Source organism: Dactylosporangium aurantiacum (genome assembly GCF_000716715.1).
Lineage (GTDB): Bacteria > Actinomycetota > Actinomycetes > Mycobacteriales > Micromonosporaceae > Dactylosporangium > Dactylosporangium aurantiacum.
The window spans coordinates 38,654-63,459 of the sequence record NZ_JNYJ01000020.1; the positions used below are offsets into that span (position 1 = coordinate 38,654).

A 24,806-nucleotide genomic window follows, 5' to 3' on the forward strand; every position below is an offset into this window, starting at 1 on the left:
GGCCGTCACCCCGCCGCCGTCACCCCGGCGGCGCGGCGGTGGCGAGGACCGCGGTGACGATGCGGCGCACGGTGTCCGGTGCCGGCGGGGTGTCGCCGTGGCCGGCGTAGCGCAGGTGGGTCGTGCCGATGAGCATCGCGGCGAGGGTGTCGACGTCGGCGCCGGGCGCCACGCGGCCCAGGTCCCGTTCGGCGGCGAGGTACCCGGCGATGAGCTCGGCGGCCTCGGTGAGCACGGGCACGCCCGCCGGCAGGTCGCGGCGCAGCCGGGCGCGCAGCTCGTCGCGGGCGGCGATCAGGCCGACCAGGGCGAGGGCCGTCGAGGCGAACAGGGCCGTCACCGCTCCGGTCAGGTTGTCCGCGACGGTGCCGGTGCCGGCGGCGTCGCGCAGCGCGGCGGTGCGCTCGTCGAGCCGGGCGACGCGGTCCAGGACGAACTCGGCGAGGAAGGCGTCGAAGTCGGCGAAGTGCTTGTGCAGCACCCCCTTCGCGCAGCCGGCCTCGGTCGTGACGGCCCGGCTGGTCAGCGCGTTCGGCCCGGCGCGGAGCAGGACCCGCTCCGCGGCGCCGAACAGCTGCTCGCGGACGTCGCGGATGGCGACCCCTGTCGGCACTGCGGCCCGTCCCTTCCCCGGCGGCGACCTCGTCCGTTGACGAGTGGGCGCACGCCCACTAGCGTGGGCACATGCCCACTATAGAGCCGCACCGGGCCCGCGAGGTGGCGGAGTCCTTCGGCGTGGACGCCGAGCGGTACGACCGGACCAGACCCAGCTACCCCGCGGCCATGATCGAGCGGATCGTCGCCGCCAGCCCCGGCCGCGACGTGCTCGACGTCGGCGCGGGCACCGGCATCGCCGCCCGGCAGTTCGCGGCGGCCGGCTGCACGGTCCTCGGGGTCGAGCCCGACGCCCGAATGGCCGAGTTCGCCCGCCGCGGCGGCCTCGAGGTGGAGGTGTCGACGTTCGAGGCCTGGGATCCCGGCGACCGCCGCTTCGACGCGGTCGTCGCCGGCCAGGCGTGGCACTGGATCGACCCCGACGCGGGCGCCGCCGCCGCGGCCCGGGTGCTGCGCCCGGGCGGGCGGCTCGCGGTGTTCTGGAACGCCTTCCAGCCCGAGCCCGCGGCCGCCGAGGCGTTCGCCGCCGTCTACCGCCGGGTCCTGCCCGACTCGCCCGCCGCCGCGGCGTTCGCCGCCGCCGCGCCGGCCGCCGCGACCGCCGGCGGGCCGTACTCGGTGCTGTGCGACAGGGCCGCCGACGGCATCCGGGCGTCGGGCGCGTTCGGCGACCCGGAGCGGTGGCGGCACGAGTGGGACGTCACGTACACCCGCGACGCGTGGCTCGACCAGGTGCCCACCTTCGGCGGCCACACCCAGCTGCCGGCGGCGGTCCTCGCCGAGGTGATCGACGGCTTCGGGGCCGCGATCGACGGCCTCGGCGGCGGGTTCGCGACGCACTACACCACGGTCGTCGTCACCGCGGCCCGCTCCGGCGGCTGAACCGCCCCTACGGGCGGGTGGAGCCGCTGGTTGAACCGGTCGGCCCAGTCGGTCGGCCCAGTCGGTCGGCCCAGTCGGTCGGCCCCGTCGGTCGGCCCAGTCGGTCGGCTCAGCCGGTCGGCTCAGCCGGTCGGCTCGGTGGCGGACCAGTGGGGGTCGAGCTCCGGGTCGGCGAACGCGACGTGACCGGGGCGGCGTTTCGCCCGGTACATCGCCTCGTCCGCCGCCTTGACCAGGTCCTCCGGGTCGACGACCAGCTCGGCCGGGGCGTCGGTGTCGCCGGCCAGCGCGACGCCGATGCTGGTGGAGACCGCCACCGTCGCCGTGGACAGCTCCATCGGCTCCTCGACCGCGTGCAGGATCCGCCGCAGCACCGGCATGAGCCGCTCGACCCCGCCGAACTGCTCCAGCACGACCACGAACTCGTCGCCGCCGAGCCGGGCCACGAAGTCGGTGCTGCGCACCGTGCCGGTGAGCCGCCCGGCGATGCGGATCAGCAGCTCGTCGCCGACGGCGTGGCCGTGCCGGTCGTTGACCGGCTTGAACCCGTCGAGGTCCAGGAACAGCACCGCCATCGGGCCACCGCCGCGGCGGACCCGCTCGACGGCGTCCCGGATGCGCCCGACCAGCCGGCGCCGGTTCGGCAGGCCGGTCAGGACGTCGTGCGCCGCCTCGTGCTCCTGCCGGCGCTGCTCGGTGACGTCACGGTTGACGAACACGTACCCGGCGGGCCCGCCGTCGTCGGCGGCGTGCAGCGCCGAGACGGACGACAGCACCGTCAGCGGCGCCGCGTCGGAGCGCCGCTCCCGCAGCTCGCCCTCCCAGCGGCCGGCCGTGGTGACGTCCCGCAGCATCTGCGCGGCGCTGCGCTCCACGCCGTCGGCGACGCAGGCGGTGGCGAGCAGGGCCAGCAAGTCGCAGCCGACCGCGTCGCCGGAGGAGTACCCGTACAGCCGTTCGGCGCCGGAGTTCCAGCTCACGATCACACCGTCGGCGTCGCAGGACACGATCGCGTCGGAGATCGCGTCGAGCAGGTCGCCCTGCCGGCGGGCGTCCTCCAGGAGCTCCAGCGTCGCGGCGAACGCGTGGCTGCGCTCGATCACCCCGCCCGCGGCGACCGCGACCGCCTCGACGAACGCGGCGTCGGCGGGCGGGACCGGCCCACCACCGGGCACCAGGACACCGATGGCGCCGATGACGGCGCCACGGACGAGGACCGGCACGACGAGCGCACCGCCCGGCGGCCGGCCCGCGGAGTCAAGCTCGTCGCTGACGTCGGCGTAGGGTCCGGTGCTGAGGTCGCCGCGGGGTTCGCTGCCGGGTTCGCCGTCGACGGCGGTGACGACCGCGTCGAGCAGCGCGCCGGCCGCCGCCGGGTCGGCGCCGCCGGGGACGGCGCGCACCACGGGAACGGCGCCGCCGGGCCCGGCGAGGGCGCCCGCGACGCAGCACCCGGTGAGCTCCGCGCCGACCGCGGACACCAGACGCTCCAGCAGGTGGCCGTCATCGGGTGGCGCGTCCAACAGGCGCACGCAGACGTCCGCCACCACACGCAGACGGGACACGTGAACCTATCGGCCGCCCACGCGCCGAATGAAGCATTGTGACCCTGCCGATCACCGGACCCACCGGGCCGCGCCGACCGCCGGCCCACCCGGGCCCGCACCGGGGGCGCGGAGTGAACACCGTGCGGCAGCCTTGCGCGGAGGTGAACGGCGGGTTGATGATCGGGGCTTCTCAATGGCAAGGACGCCATCGAAGGGAGTGCCCATGGCTGGCATCGACCGGCGGACCGCGTTACGCGGGGCCGCCGCGATCATCGGCGGCACCGCGCTCGGCCCGTTCGCCGGGTTCGCCGCGCGCGGCGAGGCCGCACCCGCACAGCACGACCGCCCCCGCCCGACGCTCGGCCCGGTGCCGGACCACCGCGACGGCGCGGTCCGGCTGTGGCTGCCCGACGGGTTCGAGTACCGCTCGTTCCACGACACCGAGGCCCCGGTCGTCCTCGACGACGGCACCAGGCTGCCGGGGCGGCACGACGGCATGGCCGCCTTCCGCGGGCCGCGCGGCAACTACACGCTGATCCGCAACCATGAGGTGAACGGTCCCGGGCCCGCGTTCGGTGACGCCGCCGCCGCGTACGACCCGATGGCGCAGGGCGGCACCACCACCGTCGAGGTGACCAGGTTCGGCGAGGTCGTGCGGTCGTACACGAGCATCAACGGCACGCAGATGAACTGCTCCGGCGGGCCGATGCCGTGGGGCAGCTGGGTGACGTGCGAGGAGACCGTCAACGGCCCCGACGTCGGCGCCGACTTCACCGGCGTGTCGAACGTGCCGTTGCGGCAGCCGCACGGGTACGTGTTCGAGGTGCCCGTCAAGGGGACCGCCGACCGGGAGCCGGTCACGGCCGCGGGGCGCTTCGCGCACGAGTCGGTCGCGTTCGACCCGCGGGAGGGCGCGCTGTACCTGACCGAGGACGACTTCGGCTTCGCGTCGGGCTTCTACCGGTACACGCCGCGGCAGCACCCCATGCGCACCGGCCGGCTCGGCAACAAGGGCCGGCTGCAGATGCTGAAGGTGAAGGGGCGCCCGAACGTCCACCTGGAGGCGTCGCTGCGGCCGGGGTCGGTGTTCCCCGTCGAGTGGGTCGACATCGACGACCCGTCGCCGGTGTACCCGTACACGCCCGGGCAGCCGGCGCCGACCACGAACAACGACGCGATCAGTCACGTCGCCCGGCAGGGTTGGGCGCGCGGCGCGGCGTACTTCTCGCGGCTGGAGGGCGCCACCTACGACCGCGGCGTCGTCTACTTCACCTCGACGCAGGGCGGCGGCCCCGAGGAGACGGGCACCGGCCCGATCGCCGACGGCTTCGGCAACGGTCACGGGCAGATCTGGGCGTACCACATCCGCGAGCGGGTGCTGCGGCTGCTGTACCAGTCCAGCGGCCCCGACGTGCTCGACTTCCCGGACAACGTCACGACCAGCCCGCGCGGGACGCTCGTGGTGTGCGAGGACAACACGAACGACAACTACCTGCGCGGGCTGACCCCGCGGGGCGAGCTGTTCGACATCGCGCTCAACCGGCTCGTCAGCAGCACCGGCGCGCCCCGCTACGACGACGAGTTCGCCGGCTCGACGTTCTCCCCGGACGGGCACACGCTGTTCGTCAACATCCAGGCCAGCCGGGGTATGACGTTCGCCATCTGGGGCGACTGGCGCCGCATCGGCGTCTGAGGCGACGGCGGTGAGGAGGCACGGCGTGCCTCCTCACCCCGGCCCGGTCCCGTTCCCCGCTGCCGGGCCGGCGGGGCGCTGTGGCGCCGGCCCGGGTGTGCCGGCCCGCAGCGCGCCGTGGACCAGCAGGCCCGGCCCGGCGAGGGTCACCGCCGTGCGCAGCGCCTCGCCGAGCTCGAGCCCACCCGGCTCGCCGGTCGCGACGCTGATGGCGATGCCGGGCTCCAGGAAGGCGTCCCCGGTCGGGCCCACCAGCGACGACCAGGTGAACCACAGGACGGTCAGGTCCGACAGGGTCATGGCCGCCTGGACCGCGACCAGCGCCGACCCCGCCACGACCAGCCACCGGTGGTCGGCGCGCCGGCCGGCGAGGACCAGGCCGGTGAGGCCGGCGACCACGGCCAGCACGCCCGGCCAGATCTCGCGCAGCGCCGGGGCGACCTCCCACGGGTCGGTGCCGAGCCGACGGTCCGCGCCGACCGCGGCGATGAGCAGCGCGGCGGCGGCCACCGTAACCACGGCACGGGCCCGCCGGCGCGCGCGGGGCAGGCAGTACACGGCGCCGGCGCACAGGACCAGGGCGCCGAGCTGGACGCCGGCGGCGGCCAGCTCACGGCCGAGCCACCAGCCGGTCTGGTCGCGCATCGCGGTCAGCTCGGCGGTGCCCGGCGGGCCGTAGCCGAACCACCCGACGTCGGTCGGCTCCTCGCTGTACGCGGACTGCCGGACCAGCGCGGCGGCGGCGAACAGCGCGCAGCCGCCGGCGAGGGCCCAGCGCACGGCCGGCGCCGCGGTCCGGGCGCCGGTCGCGGCCTGCCACGCGAGCACCGCGGACGCCGCGGCGGCGCACCGCAACGACACCTCGGTCGCGGACACGGCGGACGCCGCGACCGCGAGTCCCGCCACGGCGGCGTACAGCAGCACCAGACGCACCGCAGGATCGTGCCACACCGGCGGTCGTGAACTACATCGGTGTACTTCTCGATCATGTCTTCCCGCTGGTCGTGACGCTGTCGTAGCGTCGGGAGGTGACCTCGGCGGCGATGCAGACACCCGACGGGACGTGGCGCGTCGAGGTCGGCGGCATCGGCTCCGTGGCCTGGTACAGGCTCGTCGGCCCCGGGGTCTCCCGGACGGTGCCGAGCGTCGGCAAGCTCGCCGACGTGCTGGGCGAGGTGGGCGTCGACCTCGGCGACTTCGTCGACGCGGACCCCGCCCCGGAGCGGGCGGAGCGCGCCACGGAGACGGCGGAGCGCGCCACGGAGACGGCGGAGCGCGCCACGGAGACGGCGGGACGAGCCCGGGAGCACGCGGGACGGGCCCCGCAGCGGGGGAAGCGGACCCGGGAAGCGGCCTGACCGGGTCAGGCGGCCGCGGCGTGGGTGAGGCGTTTCTGGTCGTACATCTCCCGGTCGGCGTCGGCGACGAGCTGGTCGGCCGGCACCGGGTCCGGCCCTGACAGCGCGCACCCGATCGTCACGCCGACGTCGACGGACCGGCCGGCGACCCGCATCGGCGCGGCGACCGCCTGCTGCAGCCGGTCGCGCAGCGCTTCGGTCTGGGCCTGGTCGACGCCGTGGCAGACGACCAGGAACTCGTCGCCGCCGATGCGGCCGACCAGGTCACCGGGGCGCAGGTTCGCCCGCAGCCGGCACGCGACCTGCCGCAGCACCTCGTCGCCGGCGAGGTGACCGAACGCGTCGTTGACCGGCTTGAAGCGGTCGAGGTCGCAGTAGAGGACCCCGACACCGGCGCCGGTCGACTGTTCGAGCCTCGCCAGCACGCCGCGGCGGTTGAGCAGGCCGGTGAGCTCGTCGTGGGTGGCGCGGTGGGCCAGCGCCGACTCCGCCTCGGCCCGCTGCCGCAGCAGCTGGCCGATCCGGGCGAGCACGAGCGCGATGACCACGAGCGTGCCCGCGCTCAGCAGCGCCGCGTCGGCGGTGGTGCCCCACAGCACGGGCAGCGCGCCGACGACCGGGTTCACCGCCAGGACCAGGCCGAGGTACGTCAGGCGCAACGTGGGCCGGCCGCCCGGCGCGCTCACCGGCTCGGTCAGCGTGACGGCCGACGGGTGCAGCGCCGCGGCGCCGAAGCTCAGGTAGGCCATCGCCCACAGCGTCGGGGCGAGCTGCGCCGCGCCCGGGTGGTGCACGCCGGCGGTGAGCACCGAGCTGACGGTGCCGGCGAGGCCCAGCGCGATCGAGACGTACAGGTACCGCAGCGACCCGCTGCCGAGGGTCCCGGCGATGCGCAGCATCGAGCCGAGGGTGGCCAGCAGCGCCAGGACGTTCACCAGCGCCAGCAGCTGCACCGGCGCCGGGGCGTGCACCGCGGCGAGCCGGGGCCGCAGCGCGAACTCCCACAGCGGCCCGGCCGAGCCGACCCCGATCAGCGCCGCGTCGATGATGCCGCCGCCGTCGCCGGCCGTGTGCCGGGTCACCACCACCGCGCTCGCCGCCAGCAGCCCGAGGAACCCGGCGGCGAGCAGGAACGGTGCGACGAGGGTGCCGCCGGGCGGCTCGACGCCGAGGGTGCGGCCGAGGCCGAGCAGGTTCGTGGCGGTGAGCAGGCCGAGCCCGACGAGCGCGAGATGCCAGGGGCGGCCGGTCGCGGGCCGGCGGTGCCGCAGGTGCCAGCAGATCGCGGCGGCCGGCACGAGACCGCTGGCGACCATGACGACCGCCTGCGCGGGCCCGTCAAGCGCCAGCAGCCCGGTCACCGTCACGGCGACGGCCAGCACGAACGTCCGATGCAGCACCCCGTGAGGATCGACCGGGGCACGGCCGGCCTGAGCACAACCGGTGACCCCGCCGCATGCCCGCCGGATCGGCACTGGGATCGACCGGCCGCTCCCCGACGGCACCCGGACGGCACCGGTGGCGCAACCCTGAGCCGGGACCGTTCAGGGTTCCAGCGCACCTGTGGGGGGAAGCTTTGTCGCGAGGTCAACACCGTGCCGCGGGCCTGATCGCCGGCGCGGTCGCCGGTGGGCTGCTGCTGCTGACACCGGCGACCGCGTGGGCGGGCCCGGCCGGGGCCGCGGCGCCGGGGGCCGGCGTGTCGGTGGTCGGCACGGTCGCGTCGGTGCGGGCCGCGGACTCGTCGCTGGTCGTGACCCGGGCGTACCGGTTCCGGGACAGCCGGCCGAAGACGGTCAGGTTCACCGTGACCGCGGGCACCGCCGTCGTCGTCAACGGCTCGGCCGCCGGGCTCGGCGCGGTCCGCGCCGGCATGCCGGTCGCCGTCACCGGCACCCAGACCGGCGCGACGACCGTCGCCACGAAGGTCGTCGCCCGCAGGTAGCCGCGGGTGACGGCGGTGCTCGCCGCGGCGGCGCTCAGGCTCCGGCGGCGGGTACATCCGCGGCGGAGAAGCGGGCCACCAGGGCGGGGTCGGCGAAGACGGTGACGGCCGCGACGCCGCCGGCCGCCGGGGTGAGCACCGCGACGCCGAACGGCTCGCCGTGCCACCAGGCCAGGGCGGCGGGCTGGCCGTTCGCGCCGGTCGGTGCCATCCGCCAGCCGCCGTCCATCGACGGCGCGGCGAGCGCGAGGCACGCGGCCCTGCCCCGGGCGTGGTCGCCGGACGGCACCAGGTCGAGGACCGCGTCCGTGCGCAGCACCCGCTCCAGCGCGACCGGGTCGGCGTGCTCCCAGGCGGCCATGTACCGCGCGAGGAGCTCCCGGGTACGGCCGTCCGGCGGCTCGGTGACCTGCTCCGGCGACGGCGCCACCTCCGCCAGCCGGGCCCTGGCCCGCTGCAGCGCGCTCTTGACCGCCGCCACGCTCATGCCCAGCGTCAGCGCCACCTCCGCGGCCGGGAACGCGAGGACCTCCCGCAGCAGCAGCACCGCCCGCTGCCGGGCGGGCAGGTGCCGCAGCCCGGCGACGAACGCCAGCCGCACCCCTTCCCTCGCGACGGCCGCGGTCTCCGGGTCGACCAGCGACGTCGGCACCGGCTGGATCCACGCCGCGGACCCGTCCGCGGCGAGCCCGGCCGGCAGCGCCCGACGGCCGCGGCCCCGCAGGGCGGTCAGGCAGACGTTGGTGACGATCCGGAACAGCCAGGTCCGGGTGCTGGAGCGCTCCTGGAACCCGGGCCACGCCTGGAACGCGCGCAGGTACGCCTCCTGCACGGCGTCCTCCGCCTCGTCCCAGGTGCCGAGCATGCGGTAGCTGTGCGCGAGCAGGCCGCGGCGCTCGCGCTCGAAGTGTTCGGTCAGCGGGTCGGTCACGCCCATACAGACTCCGTCCGCCCCGGAAAGGAATCGCCGGACCGGTTCCTTTCCCGCGCCGTGGTGGTCTGCATCCGTGTCCACCACGAACGTTGGGAGATCCGATGCACCAGCACGACGATCCGGTCCGCCGGCACTGGACCCGCACCGCCGAGGGTACCGCCGGGCCGTGGGAGGCGCTCACCGCGGAGCCGGCCGGCGTGACCCACCGGGAGGTCGACGCGGGCGGCGCCCCGGCGCTGTGGGTGGAGCCCGCCGCCGCCGGCGGTGGCCCACTCATGTGCTACATCCACGGCGGCGGGTTCGTCAGCGGCAGCGTCTGGACGCACCGCAAGCTGGTCGGTCACCTGGCCACCGCGATCGGGGCACGGGCGCTGCTGGTGAGCTACCCGTACGCGCCCGGGCAGGTGCACCCGGCGCAGCTGGACCGGGTGACGCGGGCGTACACCTGGCTGATCGGCGAAGGCGCCGACCCGGGGCGGCTCGTGCTCGCCGGCGACTCCTGCGGCGCCTGGCTGGCCCTGTCCCTCGCGGTGCGCGCCCGCGACCGCGGCCTGCCGCTGCCGGCGGCGATGCTGCTCATCTCGCCGTGGGTGGACCTCACGCAGCGCGGCGCGAGCTACCGGACCAACGCCGCGACGGACCCGTTCTTCCACAAGGAGACCGTGGACGCGCTCGCGGCGAACTTCCTCGGCCCGGCCGGCGCCGACGACCCGGCCGTCGACCTGCTGCAGGCCGACCTGACCGGGCTGCCGCCGATGCTCATCCAGGTCGGCGGCGACGAGGGCCTGCTCGACGACGGCCGTGCGCTGCACGCGATGGCGGGCGCGGGCGCGCACCTGGAGGTCTACCCGGGTCAGCTGCACACGTTCCAGATGGCCGCCGGCACCACCGACGCCGCCGACCGGGCCGTCGGCGACTTCGCCGGCTGGCTCCGAACCCACGCAACAGTGTCGATGTCCTGACGGTGCGGATGCGACCGGCCGCCGGCACGGGCCGCGGGGGCCCGTGAAACCCGGTGAAACCGCGGTGAATCCGCGCCGCCGCACGATCGTCGCAGTCGTGGCGAACCACGCCACAGCGACGATGGGAAGGCAACGACGTGGCCACCACCCCGTCCCCACCGGCGATCACGAGCTCCGGGCTGCGCAAGTCGTTCGGCGACCACGTGGTGCTCGACGGCATCGACCTGCACGTGCCGCGCGGCACGGTCTTCGCGCTGCTCGGCCCCAACGGCTCCGGCAAGACGACCACCGTGCGGATCCTGTCCACGCTGATCCGCGCCGACGGCGGGCAGGCCGCCGTCGCCGGGCACGACGTGGACCGCTCCCCCGGCGCGGTCCGGGCCGCGATCGGCGTCACCGGGCAGTTCTCCGCGGTCGACGGCCTGCTCACCGGAGAGGAGAACCTGCGGCTCATGGCGGACCTGCACCGTCTGGGCCGGGCCGAGGGGCGGCGGCGGGTCGCGGACCTGCTGGCCCGCTTCGACCTGCTCGACGCGGCACGCCGGACCGCCGCGACCTACTCCGGCGGCATGCGGCGCCGGCTCGACCTGGCGATGACGCTCGTCGGCGAGCCGAGCGTCATCTTCCTCGACGAGCCGACCACCGGGCTCGACCCGCGCAGCCGGCGCACCATGTGGCAGATCATCCGCCGGCTGGTCGCCGGTGGCGTCACCGTCTTCCTCACCACGCAGTACCTGGAGGAGGCCGACGCCCTCGCCGACCGGATCGCGGTGCTCGACCACGGCAGGGTCGTCGCGTCCGGCACCGCCGACGAGCTCAAGCGGCTCATCCCCGGCGGGCACGTCCGGCTGCGCTTCGCCGACGCCGCCGGGCTCGACAGGGCCGCCGCAATGTTCGACGGCGCGGCCCGCGACGACGACGCGCTGACGCTGCGGGTCCCCGGCGACGGCGGCGCCGGTGCGCTGCGGGCGCTGCTGGACCGGCTCGACGCCGCCGGCGTCGAGGTCGCCGACCTGTCGGTGCACACCCCCGACCTCGACGACGTGTTCTTCGCCCTCACCGGTACCCCCACGAACCAGCCCGCCGCGCAGGAGGCCACCCGATGAGCACGCTCACCCACGCCGTGGCCAACTCCGCCACGATGCTGCGGCGCAACCTGCGGCACACGCTGCGCTACCCGTCGTCGATGGTCACGTCGCTGCTCATCCCGGTCATGTTGCTGCTGCTGTTCGTCGGGGTGTTCGGCGGCGCGATCCACGCCGGCATGGCCGGCGGCGGCGGGTACATCGACTACGTGGTGCCGGGCATCCTGCTCGTGACGGTCGGCTACGGCGCCTCCACCACGGCCCTCGCGGTGAACCGGGACATGACAGAAGGCATCATCGACCGGTTCCGCACCATGGCGATCACCCGCGGCGCGGTGCTCACCGGTCACGTCCTGGCCGCGACGATCCGCACCATGCTCAGCGCGGCGCTGGTCATCGGGGTGGGGCTGCTGATGGGGTTCCGGCCGACCGGCGACCCGCTGCGGTGGCTCGCCGCGACCGGGGTCCTGCTGCTGCTCGTCCTGGCGCTGACCTGGCTGGCGGTCGCGATCGGCCTGGCCTCGCCGACCCCGGAGGGCACGACCGGGTTCCTGCTGCTGGTGCAGGTGCTGCCGTTCGTCAGCAGCGCGTTCGTGACGCCGGAGTCGATGTCGGGGCCGGTGCGGTGGTTCGCCCGCAACGAGCCGTTCACGCCGATCATCGACACGCTGCGCGGGCTGCTGATGGACACCCCGGTCGGCGGCCGCGGGCTGGTCGCCGTCGCCTGGTGCGCCGGCCTGGCCGTCGCCGGCTACCTGTGGGCCCGCGCCGCGTTCCACCGGGCCCCGCGACCGTAGCGGGCGGCGCCCCGCCGGCGCCGCGGCTGTCGCTACCCTGCCGCCGCGGTGCGGGCGCGCAGGGCAGCCGACGCCGCGGCGCGCAGCGCGTCCCGGTCCAGGCCCGCGTACGCCGCCCCGGCCTCGGCGTACGCGGCGGCGTCGGACTGTTCGGCGAGGTCGCGGGCGTGCGTGGCGGACATCGTCGGCTGGAACTCCCGCAGGAAGCGCAGCGCCTCGGCCAGCGCGATCATCCGCACCGCCGCCGCCGTCAGTGCCGCGTCGGCGGTGCGGCGGGCCCGGTCCAGGTCGGCGACGGCGAGGGCCAGCAGCAGCGCGCCGCGGACCGGTTCGCCGATCTCCGGCCCGGCGGCCGGCCCGTCGAGCAGGTCGGCGAGCACCCCCGGCAGGTCGCCGACCAGGTCGGGCACGAGGTCGAGCCGGTCGTGCCGGGCGTGCGCGATCACGGCCGTGGCGTGGACCTCCAGCGCCCACGACGCGGAGCCCGGCAGCTCCCCGGTCGCCTCGCCGGACCCGGCGGTGTCGCGGAGCCGGCCGGCGACCCGCCGCCACAGCGCCAGGCCCTCCTCGACGTCGCCGCGGGCGAGCAGGATCTCGGCGCGGACCGACGAGCCGAACATGAACAGGTCGGCGGCCGTGTCGCCCTCGCCGTGGGCGGCCGGCTCGAGCCAGTGCTCGGCCTCGTCGACGGCGCCGCGCTGCAGGTTCGCCAGGGCCATCGCGCCGCGTACCCGGGACGCGCCGGACGACACGCCGGGCTCCCGCAGCGCGTCGAGCACCGCGAGGGTCTCCACGAGGTGCGCGCCGGCCTCCTCGCCGCGGCCGAGCTGCAGGCACAGCTCGCCGATGCGGGAGTGCGCGACGGCCCGCATCCACGGCGTGGCCCGGCTGCCGAAGACGGCGAGGGTGGTGCGGGCGGCCCGCAGCGCCCCCTCGATGTCCTGGCGTTGCTCGTACACGTAGCTGGCGGCGCCGCTGGCGACCCCGGCCACCAGCGGCTCGTCGCTCGCGCACAGCGCGTCCAGCGCGCCCAGGTCCTCGATCATGGCCCGCACGACCGTGTCGGCGGCGCCCATGAGCGTGCCCGCCGGTGCCGGCGGCAGCCGGCGCAGGGTGACGAGCAGCCGCAGCGGCAGCGGCCCCCGCATCAGGTAGTCGGCCATCGCGCACAGCAGCACCGCGGTGTGGGTCGTCTCGGCGGTGCGCGGTGTGGGCCGCACGTGCGACAGGTACCAGGCGGTGTCCTTCGTCAGGCCCGTCATCCGCACGAAGTTGCCCTGCACGCCCCACAGCGCCGCCAGTACCGCTGCCGCCGCCACCACTGTCGCGTCGTCGGCGCGCTGCAGGCCGTGCCGCAGGGCGAGCACGAGGTTGTCCTGCTCGGCGCGGACCCGCTCGGCGGCCGGCACGAGGTCGGCACCGAAGACCGACTGGGCCTCGGCGGTGCCGAACTCGCGGGCCCACGCCATCAGCCCGTCGACGGCGCGGCCGGTCTCGCCGGCCCGCTCGCGGTGCGCGGTGCTGAACTCGCGGACGGTCTCCAGCATCCGGAACCGGGTCCCGGACACGGTGTCGGTGACCTTCAGCAGCGACTGGTCGGCGAGCTGGGTGAGCACCGCCACCACGTCGCCGCCGCCGAGGACGTGCCGGGCCGCGGCGGCGGTGAACCCGCCCGGAAAGATCGACAGGGCCCGCATCGCGGCGCGGGCGGGCGGCTCGAGCAGGTTCCAGCTCCAGTCGATGACGGCGTGCAGCGTCCGGTGCCGCGGCGGCGCGTCCCGGCCCCGCCGCGCAGCAGCGCGAACCGGTCGTCGAGCCCGTGCGCGATCTGCGCCACCGACAGCACCCGGACCCTGGCCGCGGCCAGCTCCACGGCCAGGGGCAGCCCGTCGAGCTGGGCGCACAGCTGCCGCACCGCCGCGTCGGGCAGGTCCGCCCCGGGCCGGGCGGCGCGGGCCCGCTGCCGGAACAGCTCGACGCTGGTGTCCAGGGGCAGCTCCGGCAGCGGGTACACCGACTCCGACAGCAACCCGAGCGGTGCCCGGCTGGTCGTCAGGACCCGCAGGTCGCGGGTCGCGGACACCAGCGCCCGCACGAGTTCGGCGACGCCCCGCACCACGTGCTCGCAGTTGTCCAGCACCAGCAGCGCCGGGCCGCCGCCGAGCGCGTCGACGATCCCGGCCTCGGCCGCGCGGCGGTCCCCGGCGGTGCCGGCGCCGAGCGACGCCGCGACCTCCCGGGCGACGTCGGCGTCGCTGCCCACGCCGGCGAGTGGCACCAGGTGCACGACCGGGAACGGGGCGTCGCGGCCCACCGCGTACGCCAGGCGGGTCTTGCCGAGCCCGCCGGTGCCGACCACGGACGTGACCCGCGCCGTGGCCAGCAGCGCCGTGACGGCCGCGATGTCCTGCTCGCGGCCGAGCAGCGGGTTCGGGTCGTGCGGCACGCCCCGCCGCGCGGCCGGCGCCGCGTCCAGCAGCAGCCGCCGGTGGGTGTCTCGCAGGGCCTGTCCCGGGTCGGTGCCGAGCTCGTCGCGCAGTGTCTCCCGGTACGTCTCGTACCGGTCGAGGGCGGCCGCCGCGCCGGCCGTGGCCGCCTCGCTGCGCAGCAGCTCCAGCAGCACCGTCTCGTCGCGGGGGCGTTGCCGGGCCAGCTCGGTGAGCGGCCCGACGGCCTCGGCGTGCCGCCCGAGCCGGGACAGTGCGAGGGCGCGGGCCGCCAGCAGCGCCTGCCGGGTCGGTTCCCGTGCGGCGCGCAGCACCGTCAGCGGGTCGGTGCCGCCGGGGTCGGCGGGCTCCGCCCCGGCCCACAGCGCGAGCCCGGCCTCGGCGGCGGCCAGGGCGCCCCGGTGGTCCCCCGCGCGGGCCGCCCCGGCCGCCGCGGCGGCGTGCAGCAGCACCGCCGAGGTGTCCAGCGCCGGCGCCGGTACCCCGAGCCGGTAGCCGCCCGCGGTGCGCACGACGATGCCGGCGCCGACCTGCGCCCGGGTCCGTGACACGACGACCTGCAGCGCCTTCGCCGGGTGCCCGGGCCGCCCGTCGGGCCACAGGCCGTCGACGAGCCGCCCGGTGCCGCAGCCGGCCGGCAGGTCCCCGGCGAGCAGCGCCAGCAGCCCGCACTGCCGCGGCCCGACGACCTCCCGCCCCCGGTAGGACACCCGCCCCAGCAGGATCAGCTCGACCGTCACCGCCTCAGGCTAGTGCCGGGCCGCCGGCGCCTCGGGATGCGGGGAGCCGGCCCAGGGGATGCCCCCTGAGCTGGCCACAACAATGATCAGGCGATCGTTCCGGGCCGGGTCGCGCCGGTCAGACCAGACCGCCCATCAGCGGGTCGCTGATCGACTCGTGACCGTCCTCGACGTGGCCGGCGAACCAGGCGCCGAATCCCGGGTCGGACGCTGTGGTGACGGTCAGCTCGTACCAGCCGCGGCTCTTCGCGGTCGACCACTCGACGGAGCGCGTCTCGCCGGCGCGCAGGCTGACCTTCGTGTGCCGGCCGCCGTACCGGTCGTGGACGTCCAGGTCGAGCCGCCGCGGGCCGCGGTTGGTCAGCCGGAGCGCGACCTCGTGCCGCCGCTCGTCGTAGCCGGCCCGGATCGCCAGGTGCTGCTGGACGCCGCCGGCGACGCCCTTGCGGCGGCGGAAGAAGCCGTTCGGGCCGTGCACCGACAGGTCGTGCCCGCCGCCGGTGAGCGGCCACTCGTCGGTGAGCTGCCGGCCCGGCTCGACGGTGTACCCGCGCGGGTCGTGCGCCGGGTCGGCGGACCGCACGTGGAAGTAGCCGGTCGCGGCGCCCTCGTTGCGGAACTCGAAACCGAACGCGGTGCCGGTCGCGTAGCCGTCGGCGTGCAGCGTGTACGGCAGCGCGCGGGCCGGGCGCACCCCGCGCTCCTGCCCGGGCAGCCGCGGGTCGGCCGGCGGCACCGGCACCTGGTCGGGCCGGCGGGTCAGGTCGGCGGGCTTGAACGTGCCGGTGTCGGGCAGGTCGACCCGGCGCGAGGAGTTCGGCGTCTTGAAGTCGAACGCCGAGGTCAGGTCGCCGACGACGGCGCGGCGCCACGGCGTGATGTTCGCCTCGACCAGGTCCCGGCGCCCCCGCGCGAAGCGTGCCTCGAGGAAGCGGATGAGCGACGTGTGGTCGAACAGCTGCGAGTTGACGTAGCCGCCCCGCGTCCACGGCGAGACGATGATCATCGGCACCCGGACGCCGAGCCCGTACGGGCCCGCGACGTGCCCGGCGTCGCCGGGGAAGATCTCGTTGGTGACCGGCACCGTCGACAGGCCCTGCGCGCGGCTCGCCGGCGGCGTGGGCGGGACGAGGTGGTCGAAGAAGCCGCCCTCCTCGTCGTACGTGATGAACAGCGCCATCTTGCTCCAGACCTCCGGGTTGGAGGCGAGGATGTCGATGACCTTCGACGTGTACCAGGTGCCGTAGCCGGGCTCCCAGTTCGGGTGCTCCGTGTACGCCTCGGGCGCGACGATCCACGACACCGCGGGCAGCGTGCCGGCGCGCACGTCGGCGGCGAAGTCGGCCAGCAGGGCGTCCGGGCTGCGGCCGGCCTTGTTCACCTCGGTGCCCGTCTTCGCCTTCGCCAGCGGCGAGCCGGCCGCGGCCTGCTGGTACTGGTGGAAGTACAGCAGCGAGTTGTCGCCGTAGTTGCCGATGAACGGGTCGTTGGTCCAGCCCCAGGAGCCCTCGGCGGTCAGCCCGAGCCCGATGTCCTGGTACACCTTCCACGCGATGCCGGCCCGCTCCAGCCGCTCCGGGTAGGTCGACCAGTCGTAGCCGGCCTCGGCGTTGGTGATGACGGGGCCGCCGGCCTTGCCGTCGTTGCCGACCCAGCCGGTCCACATGTGGTAGCGGTTCGGGTCGGTCGGGCCGAGCAGCGAGCAGAAGTAGTTGTCGCAGACCGTGAACGCGTCCGCGAGCGCGTGGTGGTAGGCCAGGTCGGCGCGGGTGTGGTGGGTCATCGTGGTGACGCCCTTGTTCGGCACCCACCGGTCGTGCCGGCCGTTGTTCCAGGCGGCGTGGGTGTCGTTCCAGCCGTGTGGGGGGTCCGGCAGGAACGTCTGGCCGAGGTCGCGCACCGGCGGGCGGAAGGGCAGCAGCTCGCCGTCGCCGTCCGGCTGGTGCCACACGGGCCGGCCGTTCGGCAGGGTCACCGGATGCGGGTCGGCGAAGCCGCGCACGCCGCGCATCGTGCCGAAGTAGTGGTCGAAGGAACGGTTCTCCTGCACGAGGATGACGACGTGCTCGACGTCCTCGATCGAACCGGTGCGGTGGTGCGCCGGGATGGACAGGGCCCGCTCGAAGGGCAGCGGCACCGCGGCCGCGGCCGCCAGCTGCAGGAAGGTACGCCGGTCGACATTTGCCATGACGCCGGACGGTAGGCCCGGCAGGTGGCCGTCACGTGTACGCGAGCCGAGGTCCCGGTCCGTCCGGGATGACGGGCCGGCGCGCCCTACCCGTCGGCGCCGCCGGAGGCGTCGAGGGGCTCGTCGATCGGGAACAGGATCGGGCTCAGCAGGTACTGGCTGCGCTGCGGGGTCGCGGTGTTCGCCAGCCGGGGCAGGATGGCCCGGCGCAGGTCCGCGATCAGCTCGAGCAGCTCGTCGCGGCTGAGCCAGACGGCGTGCTGGCGGTAGCCGACCAGGTCGGCGGCCGGGTCGGCGTGCCCGCGGGCGAGGTAGGCGTCGAACTCGGCGAGCAGGGCGGCCATGGCGACGCCGAAGCCGCGCCGGTAGTCGTCCGGGGTGAGCGACTCCAGCATGCCGGCGTCCACGACGGCCCGGTCGGGGCGCAGCCGGTACAGCCGCTCGACGGCGCCGCGGACCCGCCGCTCCTCGGCGACCTCCAGCACGCCGCCGTCGTAGAGCAGGTCGATGTGCCGGTACACGGTGGCCTTGGAGACGTCGGGGAGCCGCTCGCACAGCTGTGACGTGGTGAGGGTGCGCCCGCCGCGCATCGCGTGCACGACGCGCAGCCGGACGGGGTGTGCCAGCAGCTCCAACGGGTCCATCGCACCGATCTTAGCTATGCTAACGTTCGCAAATATGAGAAAGGATCCGGCCGGTGTCGCCGGGACCGTCGTCGAGCTGCTGCGTGCCGGGCGGTTCGACGCGCTGGAGGAGCTGTTCGCGCCGCGGCTGCGGGCCGTGGTCTCCGCCGGGACCGTCCGGGTGGCCTGGCAGGTGGAGCTCGACCGGCGCGGCGGTGTCCGTGCCGTCGACGCACCGGTCACCGAGCCCGCCGACGCGGGACTCGTCCGGGTCAGCGTGCCGGTGACCTGCGCGCGGGGCGCCCTGACGGTCGTCATGTCCGTCGACGGCGACGGCCTGCTGCACGGGCTGCGTCTCGCCGCGCCGTCCGGCGTGCCGTGGACGCCGCCGCGGTACGCCCGGACCCGCCGCTTCACCGAGCACGACGTCACCGTCGGTGCCGGGCCGCTCGCCGTGGGCGGGACGGTCAGCGTGCCGCGCTGCCGCGGCCCGCACCCCGGGGTCGTGCTGCTGGCCGGCGGCGGCCCGTTCGACCGCGACGGCACGACCGGGGCGAACCGGCCGCTCAAGGACCTCGCCTGGGGGCTGGCCGGTCGGGGCGTCGCGGTCCTGCGGTTCGACAAGGTCACCCACACCCACCCGCGGGTGGCGGCGGCCGGGTTCACGATGCGTGAGGAGTACGTGCCGCACGCCGTCGCGGCCGTGGACCTGCTGCGGCGCGAGCCGGGCGTCGACCCCGGCCGCGTCGCCGTCCTCGGGCACAGCCTGGGCGGCAAGGCGGCGCCGCGGGTCGCGGCCGCCGAACCCGCCGTCGCCGGGCTCGTCCTGCTCGCCGCGGAGGCGCAGCCGATGCGCCTGTCGGCGGTGCGGGTGGTGCGGCACCTCGCCGCCCTGCGCCCCGGCCCGGACGCCGACGCGGCGGTCGCGGCGATCACCCGGCAGGCCGCGCTGGCCGGCGGGCCGGACCTGACCCCGGCGACGCCCGCCGCCGACCTGCCGCTGGGGCTGCCGGCCTCGTACTGGCTCGACGAGCGCGACTACGACCCGGTCGCCGCCACGGCCGCCCTGGACCTGCCCGTGCTCCTCGTCCAGGGCGGCCGCGACTACCAGGTCACCGTCGCCGACGACCTCGCCCGGTGGCGGGCCGGGCTCGCGCACCGTCCCGGCGTCACCGTCCACGTCCACGACGCCGGCAACCACCTGTTCTTCCCCGGCCGGGGCCCGTCGACGCCGGCGGAGTACGAACCGGCCCAGCACGTGGACCGGTCCGTCGTCACCGCCGTCGCCGACTGGCTCACCCGGCTCAGAACAGCAGCTCCAGCGGGCCGCGCAGGAAGTACACGATGAACAGCACCGCGACGCCGTACAGCAGCGGGTGGACCTCGCGGGGTTTGCCTGCGGCCAGCTTGATCACCACGTAGGACACGACCCCGGCGCCGATGCCGTTGGAGATCGAGTACGTGAACGGCATGATCACGATCGCCAGGAACGCCGGCAGCGCGATCTCGTAGTCGGACCAGTTGATCGTGCGGACCGCCGTCATCATCAGGAACCCGACGACCACCAGCGCGACCGACGCCGCCTCGAACGGCACGACCGTGACCAGCGGCGCGAAGAACATCGCGACCAGGAACAGCGCACCCGTCACGAGGCTCGCCACGCCGGTGCGGGCGCCCTCGGCGACACCGGCCGCGCTCTCGATGTAGCTGGTGTTGCTCGACGTGCTGGCGGCACCGCCGGCGGCCGCGGCGACGGAGTCCACGAGCAGGATCTCGCGGGTCCGCGGCGGCATGCCCTCCGCGTCGAGCAGGTCACCCTCCTGAGCGACCGCGACCATGGTGCCCATCGTGTCGAAGAAGTCGGTGATGAGCAGGGTGAACACGAACATCAGCACGACGAGCACGCCCGCCGTCTGCCACGAGTGCAGTACGTTGAAGTGCCCGAGCAGCGACAGGTCCGGCGTGTCGATGACCTGGTCCGGCAGGACGGGGACGTTGAGGCTCCACCCCTTCGGGTTCGGCTTGCCGTCCACGAACGACGGGCCCGCGTTCGCGATCGCCTCGATGATGATCGCCAGCACGGTGGAGACGAGGATGCCGATGAGGATCGCGCCCCGCACCTTGCGCACCACCAGCACGACGGTGAGCAGCAGGCCGACGCAGAACGCCAGCGCCGGCCAGCTGATCAGCTTGCCGCCGATGCCGAGCCCGACCGGCACGGTGGTGTTGGCGGCGTCCGGTACCCGCCGGACGAAACCGGCGTCGACGAAGCCGATGAGTGCCAGGAACAGCCCGATGCCGACGCCGATGGCGGTCTTGAGCTGCGTCGGCACGGCCCGGAACACGGCCGTGCGCAGGCCGGTCAGCACCAGCACGGCGATGAGCACACCCTCGATCACCACCAGGCCCATCGCGTCGGCCCAGGTCATCTGCGGCGCGATCTCGAACGCGACGAGCGCGTTGACGCCGAGCCCGGCCGCGAGGGCCAGCGGGAACCGGGCCACGACACCCATGAGGATGGTCATGACGCCCGCGACGAGCGCCGTCGCCGAGGCGACCGCGGCGATCGCGAGCTTGCCGCCCGTGCTGTCGACGCCACTGCCGAGGATGAGCGGGTTGAGCACGACGATGTAGGCCATCGTGAAGAACGTGGCGAGCCCGCCACGGACCTCCCGGCTCAGCGTCGAGCCGCGTGCGGTGATGTCGAAGAACCGGTCGAACCCGTTGCGTGGTGCCGGCTGGGTCGCGGTGGTCTTCGCGACGGCGGACGAATCGTCCATGGTGCCTCCCTGGCAGACAGTTACCCCCCGACGCGCGATGATCCCATTTGCGCTGCGGGAATCAATGGCACGGATGTTTCGCGCGTGCAACGACGGTCAGTTGGCCGCGTGCGCACTGTCCTGAACCGCTCGACCGTCGTCCTGCCGCCGCTCGCGCTCGCGGTCCTCGTCGCCGTCTGGGGCCGCCACCTGCCGATCCCCGTCGAGGTCGTCGTCGTGGCGCTGCTGGGCGGCTCGGTGCTCGCCGCCGTCCACCACGCGGAGGTCGTCGCCCACCGGGTCGGCGAGCCGTTCGGCGCGCTCATCCTCGCCGTCGCCGTCACCGTCATCGAGGTCGGCCTGATCCTCACCCTCATGGTGTCCGGCGGCTCCGGCACCGCCACCCTCGCCCGCGACACCGTCTTCGCCGCCGTCATGATCACCTGCAACGGCATCGCCGGGCTGTCGCTGCTGGTCACGGCGCTGCGCAGCCACGTCGCGGTGTTCAACGCCGAGGGCACCGGCGCCGCGCTCGCCGCCGTGATCACCCTCGCCACGCTGAGCATGGTCCTGCCGACGTTCACCATCAGCGCGCCCACGCCACAGTTCAGCGGGCCGCAGCTGGCGTTCGCCGCGGTCGCGTCACTGACGCTGTACGCGCTGTTCGTCATCGTGCAGAACATCCGGCACCGCGAGTACTTCATGCCGGTCGCCGCGCCGCCCGATGAGCACCCGGACTCCCCGTCCGGCCGCCAGGCGCTCATCAGTCTCGTGCTGCTGCTCGTCGCGCTGACCTCCGTCGTCGGGCTGGCGAAGGTCGAGTCGGGCACGATCGAGGCCGGCGTCGCCCGGCTGGGCCTGCCGCACTCCTTCGTCGGGGTCGTCATCGCCGTGCTGATCCTGCTGCCGGAGACCCTCGCCGCGGTGCGCAACGCCCGCCGCGACCAGGTCCAGATCAGCCTGAACCTGGCGTTCGGCTCGGCGATCGCCAGCATCGGGCTCACCATCCCGGCGATCGCGGTCGCCTCCATCTGGCTGAAGGGGCCGCTGCACCTCGGCCTCGGCGCGACGCAGATCGTGCTGCTCGCGCTCACCGCCGGCGTCGGCATCCTGACCGTCATGCCCGGCCGCGCCACCTTGCTGCAGGCCGCCGTGCACCTGGCCGTCTGCGCCGCGTTCCTGTTCCTCGCCGCGAGCCCATAGACCGGCGCCGAAGTGCACATGCCCCTTTCCGCGACGCGGGGAGGGGCCTGTCGCATCCGCCGGGTGGGGCCCGGCGCACCCGCCGGGTGGGGCCTGCCGCATCCGCCGGGTGGGGCCTGCCGCATCCGCCGGGTGGGGCCCGGTGCTCGGGCGGGGTGTCCGGCCCGACTACCCTTGCTGTCTGACACCTGCTTCCGACCGCGCTTCTCCGTCCCTTGCTTTTTCGTCCCTCGCTTCTCTGCCCCTGTTCCTCTGCCCCCGCTCCTCTGCCCCCGCTCCTCTGACCCTTGCTTCTCTGACCCTTGCCGGCGACCTGAGGATGGTCTTTCGTAATGATCGAGCCAGTGCGGCTGCCGTCACCGTGGTGTGACGAGCCCCTGACCGTGGTCGTCCCGACCTACAACGAGGCGGGCAACCTGCCCCGGCTGGTGGAGCGGCTGCTCGCCCTGCCACTGCCGGGACTCAGCATCCTCATCGCCGACGACAACTCCCCGGACGGCACCGGCGAGGTCGCGGAGAAGCTCGCCACCGAGCACCCGGGCCGCATCCGCGTCGTGCACCGCCCCGGCAAGGAGGGCCTCGGCCGGGCGTACGTCGACGGCATCGGCAAGGCCCTCGAGGACGGCGCCAAGTACGTGGCCCAGATGGACGCCGACCTGTCCCACCCGCCGGAGGCCCTGCCAGGCATGCTCGGCGCCCTGCTGTCCACCCACGCGGGTGTGGTCATCGGTTCACGGTACGTGCCGGGCGGCCAGCTCGACGACGCGTGGCCGATGTACCGCCGCGTCCTGAGCGGCTGGGCCAACCTGTACGTGCACACCCTGCTGCAGGTCCGCATCCGCGACCTCACCGCCGGCTTCAAGATCTGGCGCGCGGACGCGCTACGGGCCATCGGCCTGGACCGCGTCCAGTCGAACGGCTACAGCTTCCAGGTCGAGATGCACTTCCTGGCCACCAAGCTCGGCCAGACCATCATCGAGGTGCCGATCCGCTTCGAGGAGCGCACCGACGGCGTGTCGAAGATGACCACCGCCACCAAGGTCGAGAGCGCGATGATGCCCTTCAAGCTCCGCCTGCGCCACCGGAAGATCGCCCGCAACCAACCCCAGCTCGGCAAGGCCGCCGACTGATACCACTCACGCAGCGTGGCCGCTTCGAAGATCGATTAGGACGGTTCGGGTAAGGTCTGCAGTGCAGCACCGGACCGGCCTGACCCACCCGTTCTTCCCGCCGGCGACGCGCCACCCGACCCTCGAACGGGTGACATCCGCTCGGATCTGCGGCGTCGAACGCGGCCGGCTCCCCCGCCGCTCTCGGACGTTGGACAGGGTTCGTCGGCACGTTGGGCAGGGTGAGTTGGCGGGCTGGTTGGGCAGGGTTCGTTGGCAGGGCTGGTTGGGCGGGCTGGTTGGGCGGGCTGGTTGGGCGGGCTGGTTGGGCGGGCTGGTTGGGCGGGCTGCGCGTCGGGCCCGCTTGAACGTCGAGGCGGGATGATGACCTTCGGCCGAGGCGGCGATCCCGAACGGTGACCTCGAACGAAGCCAGTTGCGCACCGGGCCGGTGACCTCGAACGAGCCAGCCGCGCACCGGGCCGGTGACATCGAGCGCACCAGTAGCGCCGAACCGCATCAGCGGCGCGGAACCGCATCATCTGCGCCGAACCATCAGCGGCGCCGAACCGCAACGGACGCTCGTCGGACCGATCGGTGGCCGAGCGGCTGTCCGGCACGGCATGGCAGCGCCCCGACCGGACCGGGATGGCGTGGTGCGACAGGGCGATGGCGGCGGCTCCGGTTCTCGGGCGGATCGGCGTGGGTAAGCCGGAAGGTCCGGCTGCGGCGCCGCGGCCTTCGTGCGGAGTAGTTGCAGCGTGCGGAGCCGCTTGTCCGGCCCAGCGGCCGCCGGGCACGGCAGCACCCAGCTGGCACGGGACGCCGGCAGGGAGACGGCTCCGCTTCAAGCAGGCAGCAGTGCACCGCAGGCGGCGCGCTGCATTACCGGCGAGGTACAAGGGCAGCAGCAAGCCGAGGGCGCCCGGCGCACAAGCCGGCGCCGGCACGGCCCCCATTCCCGTCCGCGTGGCACCGTTGGCTGTCGAGGTCGCGAGTTTGGAGGTTCGACCACGGCGCTGCGAGCTGCGGGGAGACGAAGGGCAGCTCGTCTCGGCGATCGGGCCTCGCAAGCTCCGCTGTGGTCACGAGGCCGTCGTGGTCACGAGGCCGTCGTGGTCACGAGGTCGTCTCGCGCGGAAAACCGCGGTCACCGATGGATCGCCGCGCTCGCCAATGATTACCGCGGTCCCCGAATCGCCGGATTCACCCGAATAGCCGGATTCGCCCGAGTAACAGCGTTCGCATACATCGCCGCATTCGCCGGAAATAGCCGCGCTTACTCAGGATCGGCGCTCTCAGCGAGGATCAAGGACAGGCCCGCGTCGAAGATGTCGGTAGCGGTCAGGCCCAGCCGGCGGCCCTCGTGCATGACGCGGGCCACCGTCGGATAGGCAACAGCGAACTCCTCCGCAGCCTCGGCCCCGGCGGAGTCCTGCTCCTCGATGACGTGGCCGAACGTGTAGTGGACGGCCGTGTACACGATCGTGGCCGCCCGGGCCAGCGGCAGACCGCCGTCCTCCAGCGCGCGCAGCCCGTACTCGGGAATGCGGGCCAGCGTCGGTGTGCGCACCGGCCGGGCGCCGGCCACGACGCGGGCGCCGTCCGGGTACGCGAGCATGGCCCGGCGCAGGCGGTGCAGCACCGAGCGGAGCCACGGCCGGCCGGCCTGGCCCGCCGGCATCGGGGCGAGGTCGCCCAGCTCCTGACGCAGCATCGCCTCGGCCATGGCTTCGAGCAGCTCGCGCTTGTCCTTGAACCGCCAGTAGATGGCCGGGGCCTTGACCCGCAGGTTGGTGGTGAGCTGGCGGAAGGTCACGCCGGGGAGGCCGTCCTGCTTCAGCAGTGCGAGGCCCTGGCTGACGATCGTCTCCGCGTCCATGGACGCCACCCTATAACCCTGTTACATTCGAGCGCAG

At 74.8% G+C, this 24,806-nt stretch carries 21 protein-coding genes; 10 read left to right on the top strand and 11 right to left on the bottom strand.

Features of this window, described 5'->3' with window-relative positions; all coding sequences use genetic code 11:
- Positions 1 to 19 precede the first annotated feature (19 nt).
- On the bottom strand, positions 20 to 613 hold the full coding sequence (locus tag OP18_RS21910) for a TetR/AcrR family transcriptional regulator (protein ID WP_033360860.1): 594 nt from the start codon (positions 611 to 613) through the stop codon (positions 20 to 22).
- 71 nt (positions 614 to 684) lie between these two features.
- On the opposite strand from OP18_RS21910, the gene OP18_RS21915 reads away from it, so the two are divergent.
- Positions 685 to 1,497, top strand: a complete 813-nt coding sequence (locus OP18_RS21915) for a class I SAM-dependent methyltransferase (protein WP_033360861.1) — start codon at positions 685 to 687, stop codon at positions 1,495 to 1,497.
- 122 nt (positions 1,498 to 1,619) lie between these two features.
- Here the strand turns inward: OP18_RS21915 and OP18_RS52850 are convergent, their stop codons facing one another.
- The gene (locus OP18_RS52850) at positions 1,620 to 3,029 is read right to left on the bottom strand and encodes a sensor domain-containing diguanylate cyclase (protein WP_156089690.1); all 1,410 of its coding nucleotides are present in this window, start codon (positions 3,027 to 3,029) and stop codon (positions 1,620 to 1,622) included.
- A 238-nt stretch (positions 3,030 to 3,267) separates the two neighbouring features.
- On the opposite strand from OP18_RS52850, the gene OP18_RS21925 reads away from it, so the two are divergent.
- Entirely contained in the window at positions 3,268 to 4,737 is a 1,470-nt protein-coding gene (locus OP18_RS21925) for a PhoX family protein (RefSeq protein ID WP_033360862.1), read from the top strand.
- 33 nt (positions 4,738 to 4,770) lie between these two features.
- Here the strand turns inward: OP18_RS21925 and OP18_RS21930 are convergent, their stop codons facing one another.
- Entirely contained in the window at positions 4,771 to 5,670 is a 900-nt protein-coding gene (locus OP18_RS21930; protein ID WP_033360863.1) for a hypothetical protein, read from the bottom strand.
- A 95-nt stretch (positions 5,671 to 5,765) separates the two neighbouring features.
- Between OP18_RS21930 and OP18_RS21935 the strand changes: the two genes are divergently transcribed.
- On the top strand, positions 5,766 to 6,095 hold the full coding sequence (locus OP18_RS21935; RefSeq protein ID WP_033360864.1) for a hypothetical protein: 330 nt from the start codon (positions 5,766 to 5,768) through the stop codon (positions 6,093 to 6,095).
- Between the two features lie 5 nt (positions 6,096 to 6,100).
- Here the strand turns inward: OP18_RS21935 and OP18_RS52855 are convergent, their stop codons facing one another.
- The gene (locus OP18_RS52855) at positions 6,101 to 7,495 is read right to left on the bottom strand and encodes a GGDEF domain-containing protein (protein WP_052387110.1); all 1,395 of its coding nucleotides are present in this window, start codon (positions 7,493 to 7,495) and stop codon (positions 6,101 to 6,103) included.
- A 176-nt stretch (positions 7,496 to 7,671) separates the two neighbouring features.
- On the opposite strand from OP18_RS52855, the gene OP18_RS21945 reads away from it, so the two are divergent.
- Entirely contained in the window at positions 7,672 to 8,040 is a 369-nt protein-coding gene (locus tag OP18_RS21945; RefSeq protein WP_033360865.1) for a hypothetical protein, read from the top strand.
- A gap of 34 nt (positions 8,041 to 8,074) precedes the next feature.
- On the opposite strand, the gene OP18_RS21950 is transcribed toward OP18_RS21945, so the two are convergent.
- Positions 8,075 to 8,977, bottom strand: a complete 903-nt coding sequence (locus OP18_RS21950) for an RNA polymerase subunit sigma-70 (protein WP_052387111.1) — start codon at positions 8,975 to 8,977, stop codon at positions 8,075 to 8,077.
- Between the two features lie 98 nt (positions 8,978 to 9,075).
- Between OP18_RS21950 and OP18_RS21955 the strand changes: the two genes are divergently transcribed.
- The 3 genes from OP18_RS21955 (at position 9,076) to OP18_RS21965 (ending at position 11,818) form a co-directional block, all read left to right on the top strand.
- A complete protein-coding gene (locus OP18_RS21955; RefSeq protein ID WP_052387112.1) occupies positions 9,076 to 9,936 on the top strand; it encodes an alpha/beta hydrolase in 861 nt (286 codons plus the stop codon).
- 137 nt (positions 9,937 to 10,073) lie between these two features.
- Positions 10,074 to 11,042 (top strand): daunorubicin resistance protein DrrA family ABC transporter ATP-binding protein, encoded by a 969-nt coding sequence (locus OP18_RS21960; RefSeq protein WP_033360866.1) that lies wholly within the window; start codon positions 10,074 to 10,076, stop codon positions 11,040 to 11,042.
- Positions 11,039 to 11,818, top strand: coding sequence for an ABC transporter permease (locus OP18_RS21965; protein WP_033360867.1), 780 nt, complete (start codon positions 11,039 to 11,041; stop codon positions 11,816 to 11,818). The genes OP18_RS21960 and OP18_RS21965 overlap by 4 nt, the downstream gene beginning before the upstream one ends.
- Positions 11,819 to 11,850: 32 nt before the next feature.
- Here OP18_RS21965 and OP18_RS60760 read toward each other — a convergent pair whose 3' ends face one another.
- From OP18_RS60760 to OP18_RS21980, 4 genes are all read right to left on the bottom strand, one after another.
- Positions 11,851 to 13,515 (bottom strand): hypothetical protein, encoded by a 1,665-nt coding sequence (locus OP18_RS60760; RefSeq protein ID WP_245635491.1) that lies wholly within the window; start codon positions 13,513 to 13,515, stop codon positions 11,851 to 11,853.
- The gene (locus OP18_RS60765; protein ID WP_245635492.1) at positions 13,401 to 15,005 is read right to left on the bottom strand and encodes an ATP-binding protein; all 1,605 of its coding nucleotides are present in this window, start codon (positions 15,003 to 15,005) and stop codon (positions 13,401 to 13,403) included. Before OP18_RS60765 ends, OP18_RS60760 begins: the two co-directional genes overlap by 115 nt.
- A gap of 118 nt (positions 15,006 to 15,123) precedes the next feature.
- Positions 15,124 to 17,193, bottom strand: a complete 2,070-nt coding sequence (locus OP18_RS21975) for a phosphocholine-specific phospholipase C (RefSeq protein ID WP_033360868.1) — start codon at positions 17,191 to 17,193, stop codon at positions 15,124 to 15,126.
- An 86-nt stretch (positions 17,194 to 17,279) separates the two neighbouring features.
- Positions 17,280 to 17,837 (bottom strand): helix-turn-helix domain-containing protein, encoded by a 558-nt coding sequence (locus OP18_RS21980; protein ID WP_033360869.1) that lies wholly within the window; start codon positions 17,835 to 17,837, stop codon positions 17,280 to 17,282.
- Positions 17,838 to 17,871: 34 nt separating this feature from the next.
- On the opposite strand from OP18_RS21980, the gene OP18_RS21985 reads away from it, so the two are divergent.
- Positions 17,872 to 19,164: an alpha/beta hydrolase gene (locus OP18_RS21985; RefSeq protein WP_033360870.1), complete on the top strand. Its 1,293-nt coding sequence runs from the start codon at positions 17,872 to 17,874 to the stop codon at positions 19,162 to 19,164.
- On the opposite strand, the gene OP18_RS21990 is transcribed toward OP18_RS21985, so the two are convergent.
- Entirely contained in the window at positions 19,121 to 20,596 is a 1,476-nt protein-coding gene (locus tag OP18_RS21990) for an NCS2 family permease (RefSeq protein WP_033360871.1), read from the bottom strand. The two genes, OP18_RS21985 and OP18_RS21990, sit on opposite strands and share 44 nt — an antisense overlap.
- Before the next feature lie 108 nt (positions 20,597 to 20,704).
- Between OP18_RS21990 and OP18_RS21995 the strand changes: the two genes are divergently transcribed.
- Together OP18_RS21995 and OP18_RS22000 are read left to right on the top strand one after the other, a co-directional pair.
- Positions 20,705 to 21,778 carry a calcium:cation antiporter gene (locus OP18_RS21995; RefSeq protein ID WP_211273633.1) on the top strand — a complete coding sequence of 358 codons (1,074 nt, stop codon included), beginning with the start codon at positions 20,705 to 20,707 and terminating at the stop codon, positions 21,776 to 21,778.
- Between the two features lie 332 nt (positions 21,779 to 22,110).
- On the top strand, positions 22,111 to 22,908 hold the full coding sequence (locus tag OP18_RS22000) for a polyprenol monophosphomannose synthase (RefSeq protein WP_033360873.1): 798 nt from the start codon (positions 22,111 to 22,113) through the stop codon (positions 22,906 to 22,908).
- Positions 22,909 to 24,166: 1,258 nt separating this feature from the next.
- On the opposite strand, the gene OP18_RS22005 is transcribed toward OP18_RS22000, so the two are convergent.
- Positions 24,167 to 24,769 carry a TetR/AcrR family transcriptional regulator C-terminal domain-containing protein gene (locus OP18_RS22005; RefSeq protein WP_033360874.1) on the bottom strand — a complete coding sequence of 201 codons (603 nt, stop codon included), beginning with the start codon at positions 24,767 to 24,769 and terminating at the stop codon, positions 24,167 to 24,169.
- Positions 24,770 to 24,806 lie beyond the last annotated feature (37 nt).